The sequence below is a fragment of the Celerinatantimonas marina genome (genome assembly GCF_046054165.1).
Classification (GTDB): domain Bacteria; phylum Pseudomonadota; class Gammaproteobacteria; order Enterobacterales; family Celerinatantimonadaceae; genus Celerinatantimonas.
The window spans coordinates 115,550-134,744 of sequence record NZ_JBFNXK010000013.1 but is presented as its reverse complement, the minus strand read 5'-3'; the positions used below and the strand labels follow the sequence as shown (position 1 = coordinate 134,744).

The window sequence follows — 19,195 nt, the reverse complement described above, 5'->3', positions numbered from 1 at the left end:
CGGGAACTGGTGAATGAACAGGGCCACATTGTGTGGCGGGGTTATCAGGAAGTATGGGGCAATGACCATCAGCAGCCTATTAACCTTGACCCCAAATATGCAGCGAACGACAGTATTCATGACCCGATTGAATGCGACCTGCGATATCCGGGGCAAATTTTTGATAAAGAGACAGGGCTTTACTACAACCGCCATCGCTACTACGATGCATATACAGGGCAGTACCTAAGCCCAGACCCGATTGGAATGGCTGGCGGGCTACGGCCACAGGCGTATGTGCATAACCCAGTGGACTGGGTGGATCCGTTGGGGCTGACAAGCTGTCAATTATCGGCCTCGATGGTAAAAAATGGGACTCCGAGACCACAAGATTCGGCTGCGCACCATATTGTCCCTGAAACGTCAAAAGGAGCTCAACCTGCACGAGATGTTCTGAAAAAACATGGAATCGATGTAAATGGTGCGGATAACGGAGTGTTTTTACCGAATAGGAATAATACTGGTAATCTGTCAGGAATTTTACATAATGGCAAGCATCCAGATAAATATATTGATGCTATAAATAGGAGAATTGGGAGCGCAGATGTTATTGGTGGAAAACAAGGTGTTATAGATGAATTGGGAAGTATTAGAGATATTCTTTCAAAAGCTGAACGTGATGCTAGTTGGTACGATATATTATGAAAAATAAAATATATTTTATGCAATCTGATGTTACTAATTATTGCTCTTTTATCCAAGACTATTGTGAAGGAGAAGATAGTATTATAGGTCGTTCCATGATGCAGAAATGGCAAGGATTTTGTAATGACTATCAGCCTGTTTCCTTAATGTTACGCAAAAATGATTTAGGTAAAAAAAACTATCAGTTTGATTTTAGTGGTGCATTGAATCCATTTTTTGTCATTAGCGAGCAGGCATTAGATAAGTTAGGTGATATTTTAAAGCCTCGTGGTGAGATACTTTCTGTGATTACGGAAAGTAAAAAGAAAAAATTCTTTGGTTATTATCCTACGAACTCGCTTGAAGGTTGCTTTGATAAAAAACTATCAATATATCGGGAATATCCCAATGGATTAATGATAGAAAAGCCGGTATTGATTGCTAAAAATATCACAGATGAATATCTCTTCTCTATTGAAGAAGATGTTAGTCGCGTTTTTGTGACGGATAAGTTTAAGCAACGGGTTGAAGATGCTGGATTGCTAGGATTTGACTTTTCTGTTGAAGTTCCCACCTCTGTGTAATAACAGATCTATATTAGATAAAAGCCAGCCACTATATAGGGTTATAAAAACTGGCATCATAAAATAAAAGCGAGGAAAGTATCACTTTGGTTATGCATTAGGGTCAACGGTTCGATTAACAGCCATAACCGATAGCTATTAATAATAGCAGGCCATCCACCTTATGAGACCAGTAATCATACGGGATCCATGAACGTTGGTTGGTTTTAATTGATTTAAGTTCATGTTTACTTCGGCTAATTAACCGGCATTAACGATCCTTACAGGGGCGACCAGTAATAGACGTTTAACCCGAATGGCCAAATCAGTGAAGTTCGCCGACAGGATCGCAATGATAACCAGCAGTTGCAGCGTACCCTATTTGGTTACGATAGCGAACTGAACTTAAACGAGACCGCTCAAGCCGCTTAGTCACTCGATAACGTGGTCCCCATTCAAGAAGCGGCCTTGCAAAAAGAAAAACGCCAATACGACAATGCCGGGCGTGTTGTCAAAGTTGGGCGTTTTACCTATCAATATGATGCCTGTGGACGGGCGGTCAGCAAGACTGAACAAAAAGATGGCTTTCGTCCTCAAATCACCCGTTTTAACTGGGATGAACAGGACCGGCTGACTCGAATTGAGCTCCCCAATGGAGAACGCTGGCGCTATCGCTATGATGCCTTTGGTCGACGACTCTCGAAAGAATGCGAGCAAGGCGCACAATCGAAAAGAGAAATTGAGTATCGTTATGATGGGGCGCAGGTTGTCCAGCAAATCTTAAAAGCCGCGAATGGCGATGCATTACAGACGACCGAGTATATCTACGAACCGGGGTCTTTTCGTCCGGTCGCACAGGTCAATACCAACCATGTACACGAGAGCGAGCAGCTTCATTATGTGATTACTGACCAAGCGGGAACCCCTCGAGAACTTTGTAGTGAAGATGGTGATATTGTCTGGCGGGGTGAGCAGGGCTTATGGCAACGACATCGACAGCAACAACTAAAACTGAATGTTGAAAGACAGTTCGACGAAGCTGCTAATGACCCAGTGCAATGTGACTTGCGCTATCAAGGTCAGCTTGAGGACTGTGAGTCAGGGCTTTATTACAATTTAAATCGCTATTATGATGCAGATAGCGGGCAATATTTGAGTCCAGACCCAATTGGAATGGCTGGCGGGCTACGGCCACAGGCCTATGTGCATAACCCGATGGAATGGGTGGACCCGTTGGGACTGTCGGAAGAAGGGTGTAAAGATGCTATTGATTCAGGAATAACTGCTTTACAACCATTACCTGAATTTTCAAATCCCCAAAAAGCTTTTGAGCATTATGCGAAACATACAAAAGGTGTTGTTCTTGGTAAAAAAGGGAAGATGAAAGTTAAGGTCGGAGGTGCTGATATGCCGGAATTTGAGTCTTTAGATGATTATTTGGGGGCTGCAAGATCTTTTTGGGCTCCTAATGCACGCTCTGGAATTGTACAAGGAACCAGGGCTGACGGATCTATTTTACGATTTGAACCATCTTCGGGCTATTTTGGTGTTATGAGAAATGGAAAAATTAATACATTCTTTAGGCCCGATGGAGATGCTGCTGCAAGGCTAAAATATTTTGAGGAACAATTGTGAACGAAGTAAACACATCAAAAATTTGTTCAGATATATTAACTGAATTCGGTTTTCCTAATGAATCATTAATATCGTTAGTTGATAAATGGAAATTTTTTGTAGGAGAGTGTGAAGATGGCTACGATTGGGATTACTCAGAATACAGGAATGAATTAAAAGTAAGAACACTTATAGAGCATATATTAAATGATAAGAGAATTTCTGCATCTAATTCATTACATGATCTGATCCTTGAAGTTCAAAAAAATGATGCGTTGTTTAAATGTATATTACAAAAAGAAAATCATATTGAAGGTGAAAACTGGTGGGATAGAGGCGTATTAGAATTCGCTGGGGATGAATATTGCCTATATATGAAGAATGCTCATGGAATTTATGTGAAAAAAATTTAATGTAGAAAGAGAGCTAAATCCTTATCAGCTGAATGAAACTAATAGTGATAGCAGGCCATCTACTTTATTAGGCCAGTCATCATACGGCATCCATGAAAGTTGGCTGGCTTTAATTGATTTAACTCCATGCTTATAACTAGCACTGATGACGGCCATTTGGGTAGATATTGTGTTGAACTAAGCAAAAATGGGGAGTCTATCAAAAATAATGTAATAATAGCAGACCATCCACCTTATGAGACCAATAGTCATACGGGTTCCATGAACGTTGGTTGGTTTTAATTGATTTAAGTTCATGTTTACTTCGGCTAATTAACCGGCATTAACGATAATTACTGGGGAGACCAGCAATTTACACTGACCCCGAACGGCCAAATCAGTGAAGTTCGTCGACAAGACCGCAACGATAACCAGCAGTTGCAACGCACCCTGTTTGGTTATGATAGCGAACTGAACCTGAATGCCAAAGCGCAGACTACGGACAACATCATCAGCCTCGCTGACGAACGATTGAAGGTCCATAAAACCGAGTATGACCGAGCCGGACGCGTGCTGAAACTGCGGAATAATCAATACCAGTACGATGAGTGCGGCCGACTGATTGAAAAAACAGCGGCCCAAAAAGGGTTTCGCCCGCAACAGACCCGCTATCAGTGGAATGCCGATGACCAGTTAGTGCAAGTTGATTTGCCCAATGGTGAACGCTGGCGGTATCAATATGACCCGTTTAGTCGTCGCATCAGTAAAACCTGTACTGTTTCCGGCCAAGAGCAGGCGCAACGCTATCAATGGGATGGTGACCTGCTCATTCAAAGCCAGCAGGTGGTGAACGGCGAAGTTCAACGGCAAACGGAATATGCCTATGAACCGGGTAGCTTCCGGCCGGTGGCGCAAATCACGCAGCAGAATGAACAGAGCCGCTTACATTATATCGTCACCGATATCACCGGCAGTGCCCGAGAACTGGTGAATGAACAGGGCCAGATTGTGTGGCGGGGTTATCAGGAAGTCTGGGGCGATGCCCATCAGCAGCCCATTAACCTTGACCCCAAATATGCGGCGAACGACAGCATTCATGACCTGATTGAGTGTGACCTGCGTTATCCGGGGCAAATTTTTGATAAAGAGACAGGGCTTTACTACAACCGCCATCGCTACTACGATGCATATACAGGGCAGTACCTAAGCTCAGACCCGATTGGAATGGCAGGTGGACTACGGCCCCAGGCGTATGTGCATAATCCCGTGGATTGGGCGGATCCATTGGGGCTATCCAAATACATTGGCGTCGATTTCACTGGTACAGATGCACTTTATCAAAATGGAATTAATACCGTAAAAATTAAAATGACAGGTGGGCGATATGGGGATTTTAAGGCCGCAAACAAACTTGCAGGTTATAAAGGACCTTCAGGAAACGCAACCGGTAAATCTCACCCGGATGGATATACTTGGCATCACCTTAATGATTATGATCCTGCAACGAATGAGTCAACAATGCAATTAGTAAAAACTGAATCTCATGAAGCGACATTTCCTCATGCTGGCTCTGTTAGCCAGTTTGAAAAATATCATGGTGTTGAATATGAATCTAAAGAAGCTAAAGGTATTGCCAGTGAAATAAATGGCCCGAAACCGTCTAAGAGTTGTGGCTAATGGGGAATTTTTAAATGAATAGTAATCAGTTTGAATTTTATGAAGATGATGAAGGAATTTCAGTAGATATTAACTTGGATGTTTTTAATAGTGACAAGACTCCAATTGTGTATTTAGAGTCATCATCTTATGATGACAAGATGATAGAAGATATCAATTTTATTATTGATAACAAATTAAAGTTTTTTGAATTATCTAAAAAGGAGATATGTAATTATGTAAAAGCTATGCACGATAGTAAGAATATAAATATTAAGTTAATTAAAGTTTATATTTTTCCTGATATTAGACATGAATTTGGGTTCATGTTTAGGTGGGAAGATGATATTGAACATGGTATAGGGGTCAAATTCTTTGGGCTTGAAGTAAAAAAAATAGGAAGTGCAGAGGTTGCTTTTCTATAATAAATGTAAATAGTCTCCATGGAAACTGTAAATAATTCTGTGTAATTGTCAGGGGTATATACAATCAATGAGTCTGTCTCTGAATATAATTATAAAACGCTTCAGGGCTTGTCGCCAGTAGCTGATGGGCATCGTTCACTTCTTAGACGCATCCTGAATTGCTAAAAAAATAACCTTCCTTGCCGATTGTTTTTTTGGGAACAGTTTCCGTTTTTTTACGGCTTTTTTGATTACACTCTTTAAAGACTCTATTGCATTGGTTGTGTAGATTGCCTTCTGGGTAGCTAAATAGCGTATTAAGGTTTTTCCAATGGGTTCTCTAGGCACGGCTGATTTATGGGTAAAATAGCCAGGCCATCCACCTTATAAAGTCAGTAATCATGAAGCATCTATGAAAGCTAGCTGGTTTTAATTGATGTATAAATAGATGCTTACTTTGGCCAATTAACCGGTATTGATGACAGCCACTTGGGCAGAGATTGCTTTGAACTAAGTCAAAACGGTCAGGTTATTAAACAGGTGCCCCAGTCCCAAAAGGCAGTCACCAACAGCAGATTCGGCTATTTGGTTATGATAGCGAACTGAACTTAAATGAAACCGCGCAAGCCACTCAGTCACTCAATAACGTGGTTCCCATTCAAGAAGCGGCCTTGCAAAAAGAAAAACGCCAATACGACAATGCCGGACGCGTTGTTAAAGTTGGACGTTTTACCTATCAATATGATGCCTGTGGACGGGCGGTCAGCAAAACTGAACAAAAAGATGGTTTTCGTCCTCAAATCACCCGTTTTAACTGGGATGAACAAGACCGGCTGACTCGAATTGAACTCCCCAATGGGGAACGCTGGCGCTATCGCTATGATGCCTTTGGTCGACGACTCTCGAAAGAATGCGAGCAAGGCGCACAATCGAAAAAAGAAATTCAATATCGTTATGATGGGGCGCAGATTGTCCAGCAAATCTTAAAAGCGGCGAATGGTGATGCATTACAAACGACCGAGTATATCTACGAACCGGGGTCTTTTCGTCCGGTCGCACAGGTCAATACCAACCATGTACACGAGAGCGAGCAGCTTCATTATGTGGTTACTGACCAAGCGGGAACTCCCCGAGAGCTTTGTAGTGAAGATGGTGATATTGTCTGGCGGGGTGAGCAGGGCTTATGGCAACGACATCGACAGCAACAACTAAAACTGAATGTTGAAAGACAGTTCGACGAAGCTGCTAATGACCCAGTGCAATGTGACTTGCGCTATCAAGGTCAGCTAGAGGACTGTGAGTCAGGGCTTTATTACAATTTAAATCGCTATTATGATGCAGATAGCGGGCAATATTTGAGTCCAGACCCAATTGGAATGGCCGGTGGACTACGGCCACAGGCGTATGTGCATAATCCGATGGATTGGGGAGATCCGTTGGGGCTGACGGAAGAAGGGTGTGGGAAGGTTCCCAAAGGACAGGAGCTTCAAACCTATTGGCCACCTAAAGATGGTGCTTTAGGTCCTGTTACGAATGAGAAGCTCCAGCCTGGCACTCTAATTGATAGATATGGGCATGAAGGTGGTTCGTATGTTTCTCCTGCGGGGACGCCTTTTAAAATGCGAGCATTACCACCGACGACTAACGAGGCGGATTTACATACTTATCGAGTGCTCAAGCCTATAGACGCACAAACGGCTACGATCGCACCAGCTTTTAATCAGATGGGACTCGGTATACAACATAAGCTAGCTGATTCAATTAGTAATTTAGTTAAAAATGGATATTTGGAAAGGGTGATTAAATGAATGTGTCCCAATTAAAGGCAAAGCTTACTGAGCTTGGTGTAAAGGATAGAACTTACAGTATTTGTGATGAAATAGGTGATGAGCAATATTGCTTAGAGCGTTCGGGAATTCGATGGTTTTGCTTTTATAGCGAACGAGGACAAAGAACTGGAGAAAAAGTATTTGGAAATGAAAACGATGCTTGTGTATATTTTTATACACTTTTAAGTAATGATCCTACTGTACTGTAATAATAACAGACCATCCACCTTATGAGACCAATAGTCATACGGGTTCCATGAACGTTGGTTGGTTTTAATTGATTTAAGTTCATGTTTACTTCGGCTAATTAACCGGCATTAACGATAATTACTGGGGAGACCAGCAATTTACACTGACCCCGAACGGCCAAATCAGTGAAGTTCGTCGACAAGACCGCAACGATAACCAGCAGTTGCAACGCACCCTGTTTGGTTATGATAGCGAACTGAACCTGAATGCCAAAGCGCATACCACCGACAACATTATCAGTCTTGCTGACGAACGATTGAAGGTCCATAAAACCGAGTATGACCGAGCCGGACGGGTTCTAAAACTGCGGAATAATCAATACCAGTACGACGAGTGCGGCCGACTGATTGAGAAAACAGAGACCAAAAAAGGCTTTCGCCCGCAGCAGACCCGCTATCAGTGGAATGCCGATGACCAATTAATGCAAGTTGATTTGCCCAATGGTGAACGTTGGCGCTATCAATATGACCCGTTTAGTCGTCGCATCAGTAAAACCTACTGTTTCCGGCCAAGAACAGGCGCAACGCTATCAGTGGGATGGCGACCTGCTCATTCAAAGTCAGCAGGTGGTGAACGGCGAAGTTCAACAGCAAACGGAATAGGCCTATGAACCGGGTAGCTTCCGGCCGGTGGCACAAATCACGCAGCGGAACGACCAGAGCCGCTTACATTATATTGTTACCGATATCACCGGCAGTGCCCGAGAACTGGTGAATGAGCAGGGCCAGATTGTGTGGCGGGGTTATCAGGAAGTCTGGGGCAATGCCCATCAGCAGCCCATTAACCTTGACCCCAAATATGCAGCGAACGATAGCCTTCATGACCCGATTGAGTGTGACCTACGTTATCTTGGGCAGATTTTTGAGCGAGACAAATTGGTCGGGAACCAATTTGAACAACGCTAGCGTTGGCCCGAAGGGCGAGCCTCAAGGATGAGGCGAGTAAACTGGGCTTTCCCTTAATTCTCATCGCTACTACGATGCGTATACAGGGCAGTATCTAAGCCCAGACCCGATTGGAATGGTCGGAGGGCTACGACCTCAGGCGTATGTGCATAATCCCGTGGATTGGGCGGATCCGCTGGGGCTAACGCCTGAGGGGTGTGGTAAACGGAATAAAAATGATCATATTTTTGGTCAAAATGGTACCGCTATAGATAGCCATACGGTATGGCAAAATGGTAAAACTGAGCGAATTGATGTTGAGAATGCAGCACCGGGCATTAGACCGGGGAATATTCATTATCATGAAGCAGATAATACTAAATGGTATTATGATGCGGAGAATAAGGAATTTTTCAATCAAAAAACAGGTGAATTAGCACCTAAAAAAGTTCAAAAGATGCTTAAAAAACCTGATTTTCAGAGAGGTATAAAGAAAGGGCTATCTTTCTTGGGCGAGGATAAGTAATGATTAAAAAAATGATTAAAAATAAAAAAATGGATAAACTCATAGCTACCCTTGCTAAGAATAAAGAAATTGATAATGTTAACGTACCTTTATATAACTTATTAGATTTATTTAAACCTAATATAAAAAATATAAATGAATGTATTATTATTGATAATAATAATGAAATTGATATTGCTCGAATTAATTTTCCTAGATTAATGAAGATGCATGGTGACAGGACTGGATATGAGGCAACTAGTAATGAGATTAGAATTAATGATTTAATACCTAAAGCTAAATTCAAAGAAGTATTAACATTAGCCATATATACACTTGAACAATGGGAGCTATTATTTAGAAGTGAGTACCCAAGTAGAAAATTTTATCTGATACTATCATGTGATTCTGAATTTGTAACAATTAGATTTCATCAAATTTGGCAGGAGGAATCTCCTTGGTTAGTTGACGATATTGAGAAATATAATCAAGCGATAGCATACAAAATGTTAACATAATAACTAGATGCTTTCTTTATTAGGGCCGCAACGGTGCCGTTTCAATTTATAATAATTAATTGTAGGGAATCTACCTTATGTGGCTAACAATTAAGGTTCAAGCAGAAAATTGACAGGGTCAGTTGACAGGGGCAGGTCTTGCTTTTTATTGGTTAACCTTATAATTAGCATTAAATTTTATCTTATATCATTTCCTTTAAATGGCAGATGTTTTAGTTATGAAAGTATCCGCCATTTTTGTTTTCTGTATAGGTTCAGTTACGACAGCACCGGTTATTGCACCCAACTGGTAGGATGGTAGATTGGTGGATATCATCCCCATCAGTCAGACTGCCCTGAATGAAGGGAAACGAAAGTACGATAATGCCGGGCTGGTAGTGAAACCTGTCCGTTTTATTTATCACTACGACGATTATGGCCGAGTCATCACCACAATTGAGAAAAATATAGTTTCAGTCTATTGATTACTCAATTTAGTCGGGTTTTTACTTATTTATGACATCTTATAGATATTTATGATAATAACATGATATGTTTTTTGGTATTATTCTCGTGAACTTTTAATAAATTAGGGAATAATAGGAATGTTTAATAATAAAATACTTAACGTAGCGTTGTTAGTCGGTTTATCTGTGGGATTGTCGGCGTGTGATTCTGGTGAAAGTAAAGATTCATCGAAAGCGGCGAGCTCGAGCGAGTGGTTAACGGGTGTATATGTGAATCAGGATGAGAATAGCTCTATGGACGAAGTTGTGTTTTGCGATGCAGGAAAAGCGTATGCAGGAATGGGGCATCGTGAGTATCAGATTTCGAAACAAGACGGGCATGATATTGTTGTTCTTCAGTCTAATGGTAAATTTTCTTTCAATGTTTCTGCTGATCGCAAAGAATTGCTTCCAGCTGATGATTTTACTAAAGAGTGGTTCACGAAAACAAAATTAACGTTGGATACTAAACGTGACGATACCTGTAACTGGTAGTTTTGAATGATAACAATTTGACTAATTCAGTAATTATTTGAGTTAGTCAGATTGTTGGCTGTGGTAGGGATGTTTTGTTTTAAACACTTGCTATTTTTAAAAATATTAATACTGGTTAAGGCTCTACCTCATTTTAATGTCCTTCAAATTAAAACTTCAAACTTATAATCCTTCCTGATATCAACTTTAAAGTGCAACATTTAGCTGTAATATCCGACGAAGCATTCCTCCGATGTTTTTCAGCCAGACACCCCAGCTATCATAGGCTATAACAAAATATAGTAGGCCATCCACCGTATGAGAGAAGTAATCATGCGAGAGCTATAAAAGTTGGTTGGCTTTAATTGATTTAACTCCATGCTTATTTTGGCCAATTAACCAGTCTTGATGACAGCCATTTGGGCAGAGATTTTATTGAACTAAGCAAAAATGGTGAGACTATCAAAAAGGCGAATAATAGCAGGCCATCCACCTTACGAAGCCAGTAATAGCTAAAGGTCATCGTTTGCGACATTTAACTGATTCGCTCTGTGTGAATCTACGGCTGGCTAACCCTGACATTGGTCTGAAGGGTGAACCTCATGAGCAAATTCGCCTGCCGATGATTTAAATAAATTTTTATAAAACATATCGTATTGTTTTTATTAAACATATATATGTTTTCATATGATGCATTGTTTTCATCCTGATTATTAATTGTTCATTTGATTCTCTTTTAGGTAAATTTTTATACAGTTGGTGTAATAAATCGTCACTTGGTTGCGTCTGATGATCAACAGCCCCTAGGGCCTGTTGCGCAGCTATTTGTCATGTTATGGAAGATATATTTGAAAGAGGATATTCAATGTTGGGATTTTCAACAATTCGAGGCCGACTCCGAGCCAGTTACCTTGTACTGCTGGTGTTACTGATAGCGGTCTTGCTGGTTGCTGTCACGCGGTTTCAGTTTCTCTCTAGTAGTATCCGAACTATCGTGGATGAAAATGCGGCTTTAGTCGAGTTGACGGGCCAGTTAAATGTTAATGCAGAGAGTTTGGCTAGCCGATTATTATTGTTGTTTGTGCTCGATAAACGAGATGCTCGGGTGACCATTTATAAAGAATTGGATGCACTTAACAAGAGTATGGATCAAAGCCTGGAGCAAATGGCTCAGCTGGTCACTACATCAGTGGATCAACAAGCTGTGGTTGCTTTGAAAAAACAACGAGGTATCTATCAGGATGCTTTACAGGCTACGGTTGAAGCATTGGAGTTCGGGCAGTTGGATCAGGCAAAACAGCTGATGTCCGGTAACACCCGAACGCAGTTACAAACCTTTTTAAGTCAAACTAAGACATTGTCGGACCGACAGCGGGGATTGATGAAAACTCGGCAACAACTGGTTTTATCTGAATCCGAGCTAGCTATTATCACTATGATGGGGGAAGGAATATTGGCCTTGTTGATTGGGATCATCATGTCATTGTGGATTATTCGCAGTATTGTTCATCCTCTTAATCAGGTGATTCAGTTACTTGATCGTGTTGCAAATGGCGATCTATCGCAAACCGTTACCATTCAACAAAAAGGGGAAATCGGTAGGTTGGTCACGAGTGTGTTGCATATGCGTCGCAGCTTGGCTGATGTTATTGAAAAGATTGATCTGAGTGCGAAAACGGTAGTCGAGTCGGTTACGGCGATCCGTGGCAATGTTTCAGATGTTCAGCAAGGTTCGCAAAAGCAGGAAGTGATGGCCAGTGATATTCAGTCGTCTGTTAATGAATTATCGAATGGTGTCAATATTATGGCAGAGCATGTGAATATTTCACGAAGTCAGGCTGAAGCCGCCCATACATTGGCGCAGCATGGTAAGGAAATTATTACGGAGGCCGTGGCTAATATTAGTGTAGTAGCTACCCATATGGAGCAAGGGTCTCATTCGGTGATGCAACTCAAAGAAGATACTGCGACTGTCACTAACTTTGTTGTTAATATTCGTAATATTGCCGATCAAACCAACTTACTGGCTTTGAATGCTTCAATCGAGGCCGCTCGCGCTGGAGAAAGTGGCCGAGGTTTTGCTGTAGTGGCTGATGAGGTGCGTAATCTGGCGACTAATACTGCAACGGTGACCGAATCTATTGATCACATTATTACTTCAATTGCAGCGCTTTCGGTTCAGGTTGTCGATGATATGATCCAAGGGCAGAAGCAGATGCAGCAGGGCGTGGTTCAACTTCAGAATGTCGTTGAACCCCTTCATCAATTGGAAGCTGACTCAGCTAATTCATTGAATAGTCTTGATAATCTATGGAAATTAGCACAGCAACAAGCTGAAGAAGCTCATGAAATTACCTCGCGGGTGACGCATATTGTTGAGGTCACTGCTCGGAATGGGCAAACATCGTTACAACTGAGCCAATTGACTGATGATCTTTCTGGTGCTGCAACACGGACCAAAGAAGCGACTGCGAGCTTTATAGTATCGTGACTATAGGCCCATAAGGGCCTTGTGTTTAGACGGTATATCATTGACAGAATTTAAGTTAACTTAGACGGTTTGTGTTGCATGAGCCGTCAATAGTTCTTCGCGATGCTCTCGCATCCATTCGGCGAGTAAATCTAACATTGGTTTTAACGATTTACCCAGTTCCGTAATCTGATATTCGACTCGTGGTGGTATTTCCGGATAAATTGTTCGGGTTACCAAACCTAATGTTTCCAGTGAGCGTAACTGTTTGGTGAGCTCTTTTTGGGTAATCGTGCCGATTGCTCTTTGTAATGCACCAAAGCGAATTGCGTCATTGGTAATGATCAATCGGTACAAAATGGGGATGACCCATTTCCCGGAAATGATGTTTACAAAATCGACCATCGGGCAATGTTGGGAGGGAGCAACCTCGATTGTAGTGAGGGCTTTTTTTTCATTAGTATCCAATTGGTACCTACTATATAAAATATACTGTTCAGGTCATAATGCCAATTCCATCCCTATACTACAAGTGACCAACGTTAATATGACTCAACGATTAAGTAATAAATATGCACTGATCACCGGGGGAACAGCCGGAATTGGACTTGAAACAGCGAAACAATTTGAATTGGAAGGTGCAACTGTAGCTGTCACTGGCCGTCGTGAATCAGGCCTAGTGAACGCACGTTCACAATTGACGGATCATGCCTTGATTTTAAGAAATGATGCCGGGGATTTAGGTCAACAGCGAGAACTAGCCAATCAACTTAGGGAGCAATTTCCAAGGCTCGATATTGTGTTTGTTAATGCTGGCGATGTCACTCATCAACCTTTTCAAAGCTGGGATGAAGAGAGTTTTGATCGGGTGATCCAAACTAATTTAAAAGGACCTTTTTTCTTGATTCAGTCGCTGCTTCCTTTATTAGCTGAAAGGGCTTCTATCATTCTATGCGGTAGTGCAGCGACTCATGTTGGGCTTGCTCAAAGTAGTGTCTATGTGGCAAGTAAAGCAGGGTTAACATCGCTGGCTCGGACTTTATCGGGAGAGCTAAAAGAACGCGGGATCCGGATTAATACCTTGAGCCCTGGCCCCACTCGCACCGATGCCTTCAATAAGTTTGGATTATCTCCAGAGCAGCAACATGCTCTTGAAAATGAAGTTCAGCAAATGATCCCCATGAATCGAATGGGAACTACATTGGAACTGGCCAAGGCTGCGGTGTTTATGGCTTCTGATGAATCTGCTTTTATGATGGGGACGGAGCTATTGATCGATGGTGGTTTTGGAAGCCTTTAAAAACTATTGAGCTCTCATGGTTGAATTTTGTTTAATAAACCGATTTGAACAAGGCATAGCCTGTGGTGCGTTATGAGTTCAGCCAAATGAGGGAACATCATGTAAAAAGGCGATAATTATCGCCTTTTCATAGAATGCAGTGAATCGATGCTGTGTACTAAATAGTTGAAGAGTCAATGACATAGCGATAGCGTGCTTTTTTATCTATGACATTGTTCCAGGCGTCGTTGACTTGGTCTGCATTAATCATTTCAATGGTTGGTAGTACATGATGGTGTACACAATAATTGACGACTTCTTGTGTTTCTTTGATGCTACCAATTAATGAGGAGTTAAAGTTGACACGTGACGACGCCAGATTTAGTGCATTGACGGTGACTTCATAGCGTTCTGGCATTCCCACTTGGGTAAAGGTTCCATAGGGTTTGACGACCGCGGCATAAGCGCCCACATCGAACGAATATGGGATGGTCGAGATCATATAATCCATCTGGCCACGATACGCATTCAGTTTAGAAATATCATCGATAACAATTGCTTCTTTAGCACCAAAAGCCAGAATATCTTTTACTTTGGAAGGGGAGGTTGTAAAGGCATAGACTTCAGCACCTTTGGATACAGCCAATTTAACAGCCATATGACCTAGCCCCCCGATCCCTGCTACACCCACTTTCATCCCGGGTTTGATGTGAGCTTTCATGAGGGGAGAATAAGTGGTGATCCCAGCACAGAGCAGAGGTGCTGCTTCTTGAAAACTTATTTCATTTGGAATATGGACAACAAATTGGTCTTCAACGACTATATTTGTTGAATATCCTCCCTGAGAAATCCCTGTTGGGGAGCGATCATCCGGGGAACCATAGGTGAAGATTGTATCTGAATTGTATTGTTCTTCATTATGGTGATGGTGATTGTGGTTACCGACCATGCATCCAACGCCAGCTCGATCACCCACTTTGAATTTAGTTACGTTTTTACCAACTGCGGCGATAATCCCCACAATTTCATGGCCCGGGACTTGGGGATATTGTTGGGTTCCCCAATGGCCTTTTTCCTGATGAATATCAGAATGACAGATACTGGCGTATTTGATATCGATCAGGACATCATTATCTCCGACGGGACGACGTTCAAAATCCCAGGGGGCTAATTTACCGGAATCATCAAAAGCGGCATATCCACGGGACTGGATATTACGATTAGAACCAGATTGACTTGCAAAAACATTCATTGGGCTTGAGAGCATCATACCAACACCGACAGCGCCGGTGATTTTCATCATATTTCTTCTTGTCTTATCTATATCTTCACTCATTGGATGACTCCTTCGTCAGATTATTCGATTCTCCCGTCTTAAGTACTTATTCGGATGTTATTTATGGTAACAACAACACTGACATGAGGTTATATTACGTTACTTAGAAATTCAAAGTACCGTTATAAGATAAAGTAATCTAATCATGTTAGAAACATCCACCGTACTGGACGTGATTAATATTTAACTCAATAGATATTTTTTTAATACTCTATCTTAGGTAACGGATAAATTTATAGCCTATTTTTGCGTTTTTTTTGCCTAATTCTATAAATTTAATATTAGAGTTGGAGTTAGAAATATGGCTAGAATGATAGTTTATTGAACTTATTTAGTTTTATTTTAGGATATATAAAATAATGAGGATAATGTTATTAACTTTACTATTAATAGTTTAATTTTTAATGAGTTAGGTGATATCCCTATCTATTTAGTTGGATAGGGATACCTTATTTTTACTGTATATGCTGAGCTTGTTTGATTCGTTCTATATCTTTTTTGGGTGGAGCACCAAATAGTCGGGAATATTCACGAGAAAATTGAGAAGGGCTCTCATAGCCGACTTGATATGCCACTTTGGAGGCATCCATATTTTCACCTAACATCAGCCGTCTTGCCTCCGTCAATCTTAGATATTTTTGATATTGAAGGGGGCTCATGGAGGTGAGTTGTCGGAAATGAAGGTGGAATGTAGAGGGACTCATTTGAGCAATTTCAGCCAAATCTTCTACTCGAGAATTCTGGTTGTAATGCTGTTTGAGCCACTCGATAGTTCTGGCGATGCGATGTCCCTGACTCCCTATGGATACAATTTGCCTTAAACGAGCACCTTGCTCACTATTGAGCACCCGCCAGCAAATTTCACGGGTGATCAAAGGTGTTAAAACGGGTATCGAATCCGGCTCATCAAGTAGCGACACTAAACGGTATAGGCATTCCATCAGGGCGGGGGTGGTTTGGCCCAAGATCATTCCTACACCACAGTCTTTAGATTGTTGAGCCGGTTGTTTGATTTGAAGCATGAGTTCACTAACCACCCGTAAATCAAGTTTTAATGCTAGCCCTAGATAGGGCTCGACCGTATTGGCCTCCAATACCTGCATTGTGGCGGGAATATCCAAAGAAGTGATCAGAAAGTTGTTTCGATCATATTTATAGGTTTCTTTTCCTAAAGACATACTTTTAGCCCCTTGAACCACAACTGCAATGCTTGGTTCTACGACACATACAGTACATCCTGATACAGCATCTTCCCTATAAAATGACAGACCTTCTATTTCTGTCTTTACGTGCTCTGAGTCTCCTGTTCTTAATGCAATTTTTTGAGCTATTTCATCGCTTAATTGGTCGATGAGGTTAATACTGGATTCCATATGAGTCCCTTTTGTCAGACTTGTAGGCATATACTATTTTCCGATGCTTCGTAGTATTAAGCAAACATCCGATTGTCGATTAATAGGATTAGGCAATGATTACGGAGGCATTGACTACATGTTTGAATAGTTCATCGGCGAAACTATACTAAAGCGTTATCCCATATTCGGTGACGCATATTTGATAATTGAGTTATTTGAGAGAATTATGCAAGAGTTAGAAAAACCACTAAAAGTGATTAAAGACCGGTTCTTTGAAGGGGAACGTCCGTTATTTGGGATCACTGATACCACTATCGAAAATGTTAAATTTTATCCGGGTGAATCGGCGTTAAAACATACGAAAAATATAGTTTCACGTCAATGTGAGTATATGTGCAAATATCCGTTTTGGCATGGCGATCATATTGTTATGAGTGACTCGATCTTTACGACTTATGCTCGGGCGGCCATTTGGTATTCAAAAAATCTCTATATGAAAGATTGCCTCGTTGATGCACCTAAAATGTTCCGCCGAGTGTCTGATCTGACTGTAGAAAATAGTCGCTTTACTCATGCGGAAGAAACATTATGGAATTGTGATCATGTGACTTTACGCGATGTTGAATTAGAAAATGCCGATTATGTATTCATGAATGGTGAAGACATCGATATTGAAAATATGACCTTACAGGGTAATTACTCGTTCCAAGATGGAAAAAATATTACGATAAGAAATTCACATCTGAAATCCAAGGATGCTCTTTGGGGAACTGAAAATGTAACCGTGTATGACAGTGTGCTGGAAGGAGAATATTTAGCTTGGCATTCAAAAAATCTGCGGTTGGTTAATTGTACGATTCGTGGTGAACAGCCTCTATATTATTCGACTAACTTAGTTCTGGAAAACTGCCGAATGGAAGAGACGGATTTATGTTTTGAATATTCGGATGTCAAAGCGGATATTGTAAGCGATATTATCAGTGTCAGAAATCCGAAAAGTGGATATATTCGGGCACAGAATATTGGAGAGATCATCATTGATGAACATTGTATCAATCCAGGCAAATGCCAGATTGAAGTTTTAGCAAAGGCCACCGTCTAGTGAGTAACTTTGACTTTGATTCTGTGATTAAACGGCGAGGAACGGGTTCCTATAAATGGGATTCGCTGGCTGATGATGTCAGTATCCCTATGTGGGTTGCGGATATGGATTTTCGCACCGCTCCGGCGGTGATCGATGCGTTAACCCAAAGAGTCCAGCATGGGATTTTTGGCTATACCAAAGTGCCGGATGACTATTATGCTGCCTTGATATCCTGGCTTTCCAAACGGCATCATTTACAGATTGAGAGAGACTGGGTTTTATATACGTCCGGTGTGGTTCCTGCGATTTCTGCAATTCTAAAAGCGGTGACTCAACCGGGCGATAAAGTGGTGGTGCAGACGCCGGCATACAATTGCTTCTTCTCGTCTATTCGAAATATGGAATGTCAGCTGGTTGAGAATCCTCTGGTTTGCCATGACCAGTATTATCAAATGGATTATCACGATCTGGAGCAGAAAGTCTCGGATCCCAAAGTCAAAGCATTACTGCTGTGTAACCCGCATAATCCTGTCGGGCGAAGCTGGACGGAAGATGAGCTCAAGCAGTTGGGGGATATCTGTGCTCGATACGGGGTCATTGTCATTAGTGATGAGATCCACTGTGATTTAGTACATCCGTCAGGGAAGCACACGCCTTTTGCGACACTTGGTAAAGATTATTTAGAAAATTCAATTAGTTGTTTTTCACCAAGTAAAGCATTTAATCTGGCTGGATTGCAGATTGCAAATATTATTGCCGCAGATAGCCTTATTAGGGAACGGATTGATAAAGCATTAAATATTCATGAAGTGTGTGATGTGAATCCGTTTGGTGTAGATGCATTGATTGCTGCATATACTCAGGGAGAGGCATGGTTGGATGCCTTGAGAGCGTATTTGTATGAGAATTATCAAATAGTCTCTCAATTTTTTGCTGAAAACTTACCCGATTTAAAAGTTACACGAGAAGAAGCAACCTATTTGGTCTGGGTCGATATCCGAGCATTGCAGCTTTCTTCTGAAGAAGTGGCGCAGAAATTATCTGAGGAAGGTCATTTATGCGTGAACCCCGGCACTTTATATGGGCGTGAAGGGGAAGGATTCATTCGTTTAAATGTCGCTTGCCCTAAAAAACTATTACTCAGCGGGTTGAATCGAATTCAAAGTGTGTTTGGTTAATCTATAAATAGTAAATGATAAAATAGCTGTGTGTTGTTTTATATTGAGTGTATCAGTTCGTTATAATGAGCAATGGTTATTTATTTAAGTCATCATTGCTTTATTTCCTTTTATCTACATTATAGAAATCATTATTTGATTCTAATTATCTATCTATTTTATTTATGGTCATCATTCATCAATGAGAGGAGTTTAATTTAATATTTTCATCGATTTACTACCCTTATTTTATTCTGAATTTTGTTTCGAAATACCGG

21 protein-coding genes and 1 pseudogene are annotated in these 19,195 nt (G+C 41.3%); 18 read left to right on the top strand and 4 right to left on the bottom strand.

From position 1 onward, the window contains the following. The 6 genes from ABUE20_RS14440 to ABUE20_RS14415 all read left to right on the top strand — a co-directional run. The coding region (locus tag ABUE20_RS14440; protein WP_408620645.1) for an RHS repeat-associated core domain-containing protein at positions 1–684 on the top strand (684 nt) is incomplete at its 5' end. Continuing rightward, positions 681–1,247, top strand: coding sequence for a hypothetical protein (locus ABUE20_RS14435; protein WP_408620644.1), 567 nt, complete (start codon positions 681–683; stop codon positions 1,245–1,247). The genes ABUE20_RS14440 and ABUE20_RS14435, both read left to right, overlap by 4 nt. Before the next feature lie 447 nt (positions 1,248–1,694). After that, entirely contained in the window at positions 1,695–2,861 is a 1,167-nt protein-coding gene (locus ABUE20_RS14430) for an RHS repeat-associated core domain-containing protein (RefSeq protein WP_408620643.1), read from the top strand. After that, positions 2,858–3,253: a hypothetical protein gene (locus ABUE20_RS14425; protein WP_408620642.1), complete on the top strand. Its 396-nt coding sequence runs from the start codon at positions 2,858–2,860 to the stop codon at positions 3,251–3,253. Before ABUE20_RS14430 ends, ABUE20_RS14425 begins: the two co-directional genes overlap by 4 nt. Before the next feature lie 417 nt (positions 3,254–3,670). Further along, positions 3,671–4,909, top strand: coding sequence for an RHS repeat-associated core domain-containing protein (locus tag ABUE20_RS14420; protein ID WP_408620641.1), 1,239 nt, complete (start codon positions 3,671–3,673; stop codon positions 4,907–4,909). A gap of 14 nt (positions 4,910–4,923) precedes the next feature. Next, entirely contained in the window at positions 4,924–5,313 is a 390-nt protein-coding gene (locus tag ABUE20_RS14415; protein ID WP_408620640.1) for a hypothetical protein, read from the top strand. A 48-nt stretch (positions 5,314–5,361) separates the two neighbouring features. Here the strand turns inward: ABUE20_RS14415 and ABUE20_RS14410 are convergent. Further along, a pseudogene (locus ABUE20_RS14410) lies at positions 5,362–5,632 on the bottom strand (transposase); the annotation flags it as partial. Between the two features lie 307 nt (positions 5,633–5,939). On the opposite strand from ABUE20_RS14410, the gene ABUE20_RS14405 reads away from it, so the two are divergent. The 9 genes from ABUE20_RS14405 to ABUE20_RS14365 all read left to right on the top strand — a co-directional run bounded on the left by ABUE20_RS14405 (position 5,940) and on the right by ABUE20_RS14365 (position 12,727). Continuing rightward, complete coding sequence (locus tag ABUE20_RS14405; RefSeq protein WP_498038924.1) at positions 5,940–7,100, top strand: glycohydrolase toxin TNT-related protein; 1,161 nt, start codon at positions 5,940–5,942, stop codon at positions 7,098–7,100. Next, the gene (locus ABUE20_RS14400) at positions 7,097–7,330 is read left to right on the top strand and encodes a hypothetical protein (RefSeq protein WP_408620638.1); all 234 of its coding nucleotides are present in this window, start codon (positions 7,097–7,099) and stop codon (positions 7,328–7,330) included. Before ABUE20_RS14405 ends, ABUE20_RS14400 begins: the two co-directional genes overlap by 4 nt. A 203-nt stretch (positions 7,331–7,533) precedes the next feature. Then, positions 7,534–7,980 (top strand): RHS repeat domain-containing protein, encoded by a 447-nt coding sequence (locus tag ABUE20_RS14395; protein ID WP_408620637.1) that lies wholly within the window; start codon positions 7,534–7,536, stop codon positions 7,978–7,980. Between the two features lie 19 nt (positions 7,981–7,999). Next, positions 8,000–8,275, top strand: a complete 276-nt coding sequence (locus tag ABUE20_RS14390) for an RHS domain-containing protein (protein WP_408620636.1) — start codon at positions 8,000–8,002, stop codon at positions 8,273–8,275. A gap of 145 nt (positions 8,276–8,420) precedes the next feature. Beyond that, positions 8,421–8,780: a hypothetical protein gene (locus tag ABUE20_RS14385; RefSeq protein ID WP_408620635.1), complete on the top strand. Its 360-nt coding sequence runs from the start codon at positions 8,421–8,423 to the stop codon at positions 8,778–8,780. Beyond that, a complete protein-coding gene (locus tag ABUE20_RS14380; protein WP_408620634.1) occupies positions 8,780–9,277 on the top strand; it encodes a PM0498 family protein in 498 nt (165 codons plus the stop codon). The genes ABUE20_RS14385 and ABUE20_RS14380 overlap by 1 nt, the downstream gene beginning before the upstream one ends. 305 nt (positions 9,278–9,582) lie before the next feature. Then, entirely contained in the window at positions 9,583–9,741 is a 159-nt protein-coding gene (locus tag ABUE20_RS14375; RefSeq protein ID WP_408620633.1) for a hypothetical protein, read from the top strand. A 120-nt stretch (positions 9,742–9,861) separates the two neighbouring features. Then, the gene (locus ABUE20_RS14370) at positions 9,862–10,257 is read left to right on the top strand and encodes a hypothetical protein (RefSeq protein ID WP_408620632.1); all 396 of its coding nucleotides are present in this window, start codon (positions 9,862–9,864) and stop codon (positions 10,255–10,257) included. Positions 10,258–11,101: 844 nt separating this feature from the next. Beyond that, positions 11,102–12,727, top strand: a complete 1,626-nt coding sequence (locus tag ABUE20_RS14365; protein WP_408620631.1) for a methyl-accepting chemotaxis protein — start codon at positions 11,102–11,104, stop codon at positions 12,725–12,727. A gap of 60 nt (positions 12,728–12,787) precedes the next feature. Here the strand turns inward: ABUE20_RS14365 and ABUE20_RS14360 are convergent, their stop codons facing one another. After that, a complete protein-coding gene (locus tag ABUE20_RS14360) occupies positions 12,788–13,111 on the bottom strand; it encodes a winged helix-turn-helix transcriptional regulator (RefSeq protein WP_408620651.1) in 324 nt (107 codons plus the stop codon). Positions 13,112–13,253: 142 nt separating this feature from the next. Here ABUE20_RS14360 and ABUE20_RS14355 point away from each other — a divergent pair, with 142 nt between their 5' ends. Then, the gene (locus ABUE20_RS14355) at positions 13,254–14,006 is read left to right on the top strand and encodes an SDR family oxidoreductase (RefSeq protein WP_408620630.1); all 753 of its coding nucleotides are present in this window, start codon (positions 13,254–13,256) and stop codon (positions 14,004–14,006) included. Positions 14,007–14,163: 157 nt separating this feature from the next. Here ABUE20_RS14355 and ABUE20_RS14350 read toward each other — a convergent pair whose 3' ends face one another. Both ABUE20_RS14350 and ABUE20_RS14345 read right to left on the bottom strand, forming a co-directional pair. After that, positions 14,164–15,321 (bottom strand): NAD(P)-dependent alcohol dehydrogenase, encoded by a 1,158-nt coding sequence (locus ABUE20_RS14350; RefSeq protein WP_408620629.1) that lies wholly within the window; start codon positions 15,319–15,321, stop codon positions 14,164–14,166. A gap of 455 nt (positions 15,322–15,776) precedes the next feature. Continuing rightward, positions 15,777–16,724: an AraC family transcriptional regulator gene (locus ABUE20_RS14345; protein WP_408620628.1), complete on the bottom strand. Its 948-nt coding sequence runs from the start codon at positions 16,722–16,724 to the stop codon at positions 15,777–15,779. Positions 16,725–16,902: 178 nt separating this feature from the next. On the opposite strand from ABUE20_RS14345, the gene ABUE20_RS14340 reads away from it, so the two are divergent. Both ABUE20_RS14340 and ABUE20_RS14335 read left to right on the top strand, forming a co-directional pair. After that, the gene (locus ABUE20_RS14340) at positions 16,903–17,778 is read left to right on the top strand and encodes a DUF3737 family protein (protein ID WP_408620627.1); all 876 of its coding nucleotides are present in this window, start codon (positions 16,903–16,905) and stop codon (positions 17,776–17,778) included. Continuing rightward, on the top strand, positions 17,778–18,938 hold the full coding sequence (locus ABUE20_RS14335; protein WP_408620626.1) for a MalY/PatB family protein: 1,161 nt from the start codon (positions 17,778–17,780) through the stop codon (positions 18,936–18,938). Before ABUE20_RS14340 ends, ABUE20_RS14335 begins: the two co-directional genes overlap by 1 nt. The last annotated feature ends 257 nt before the right edge of the window (positions 18,939–19,195 follow it).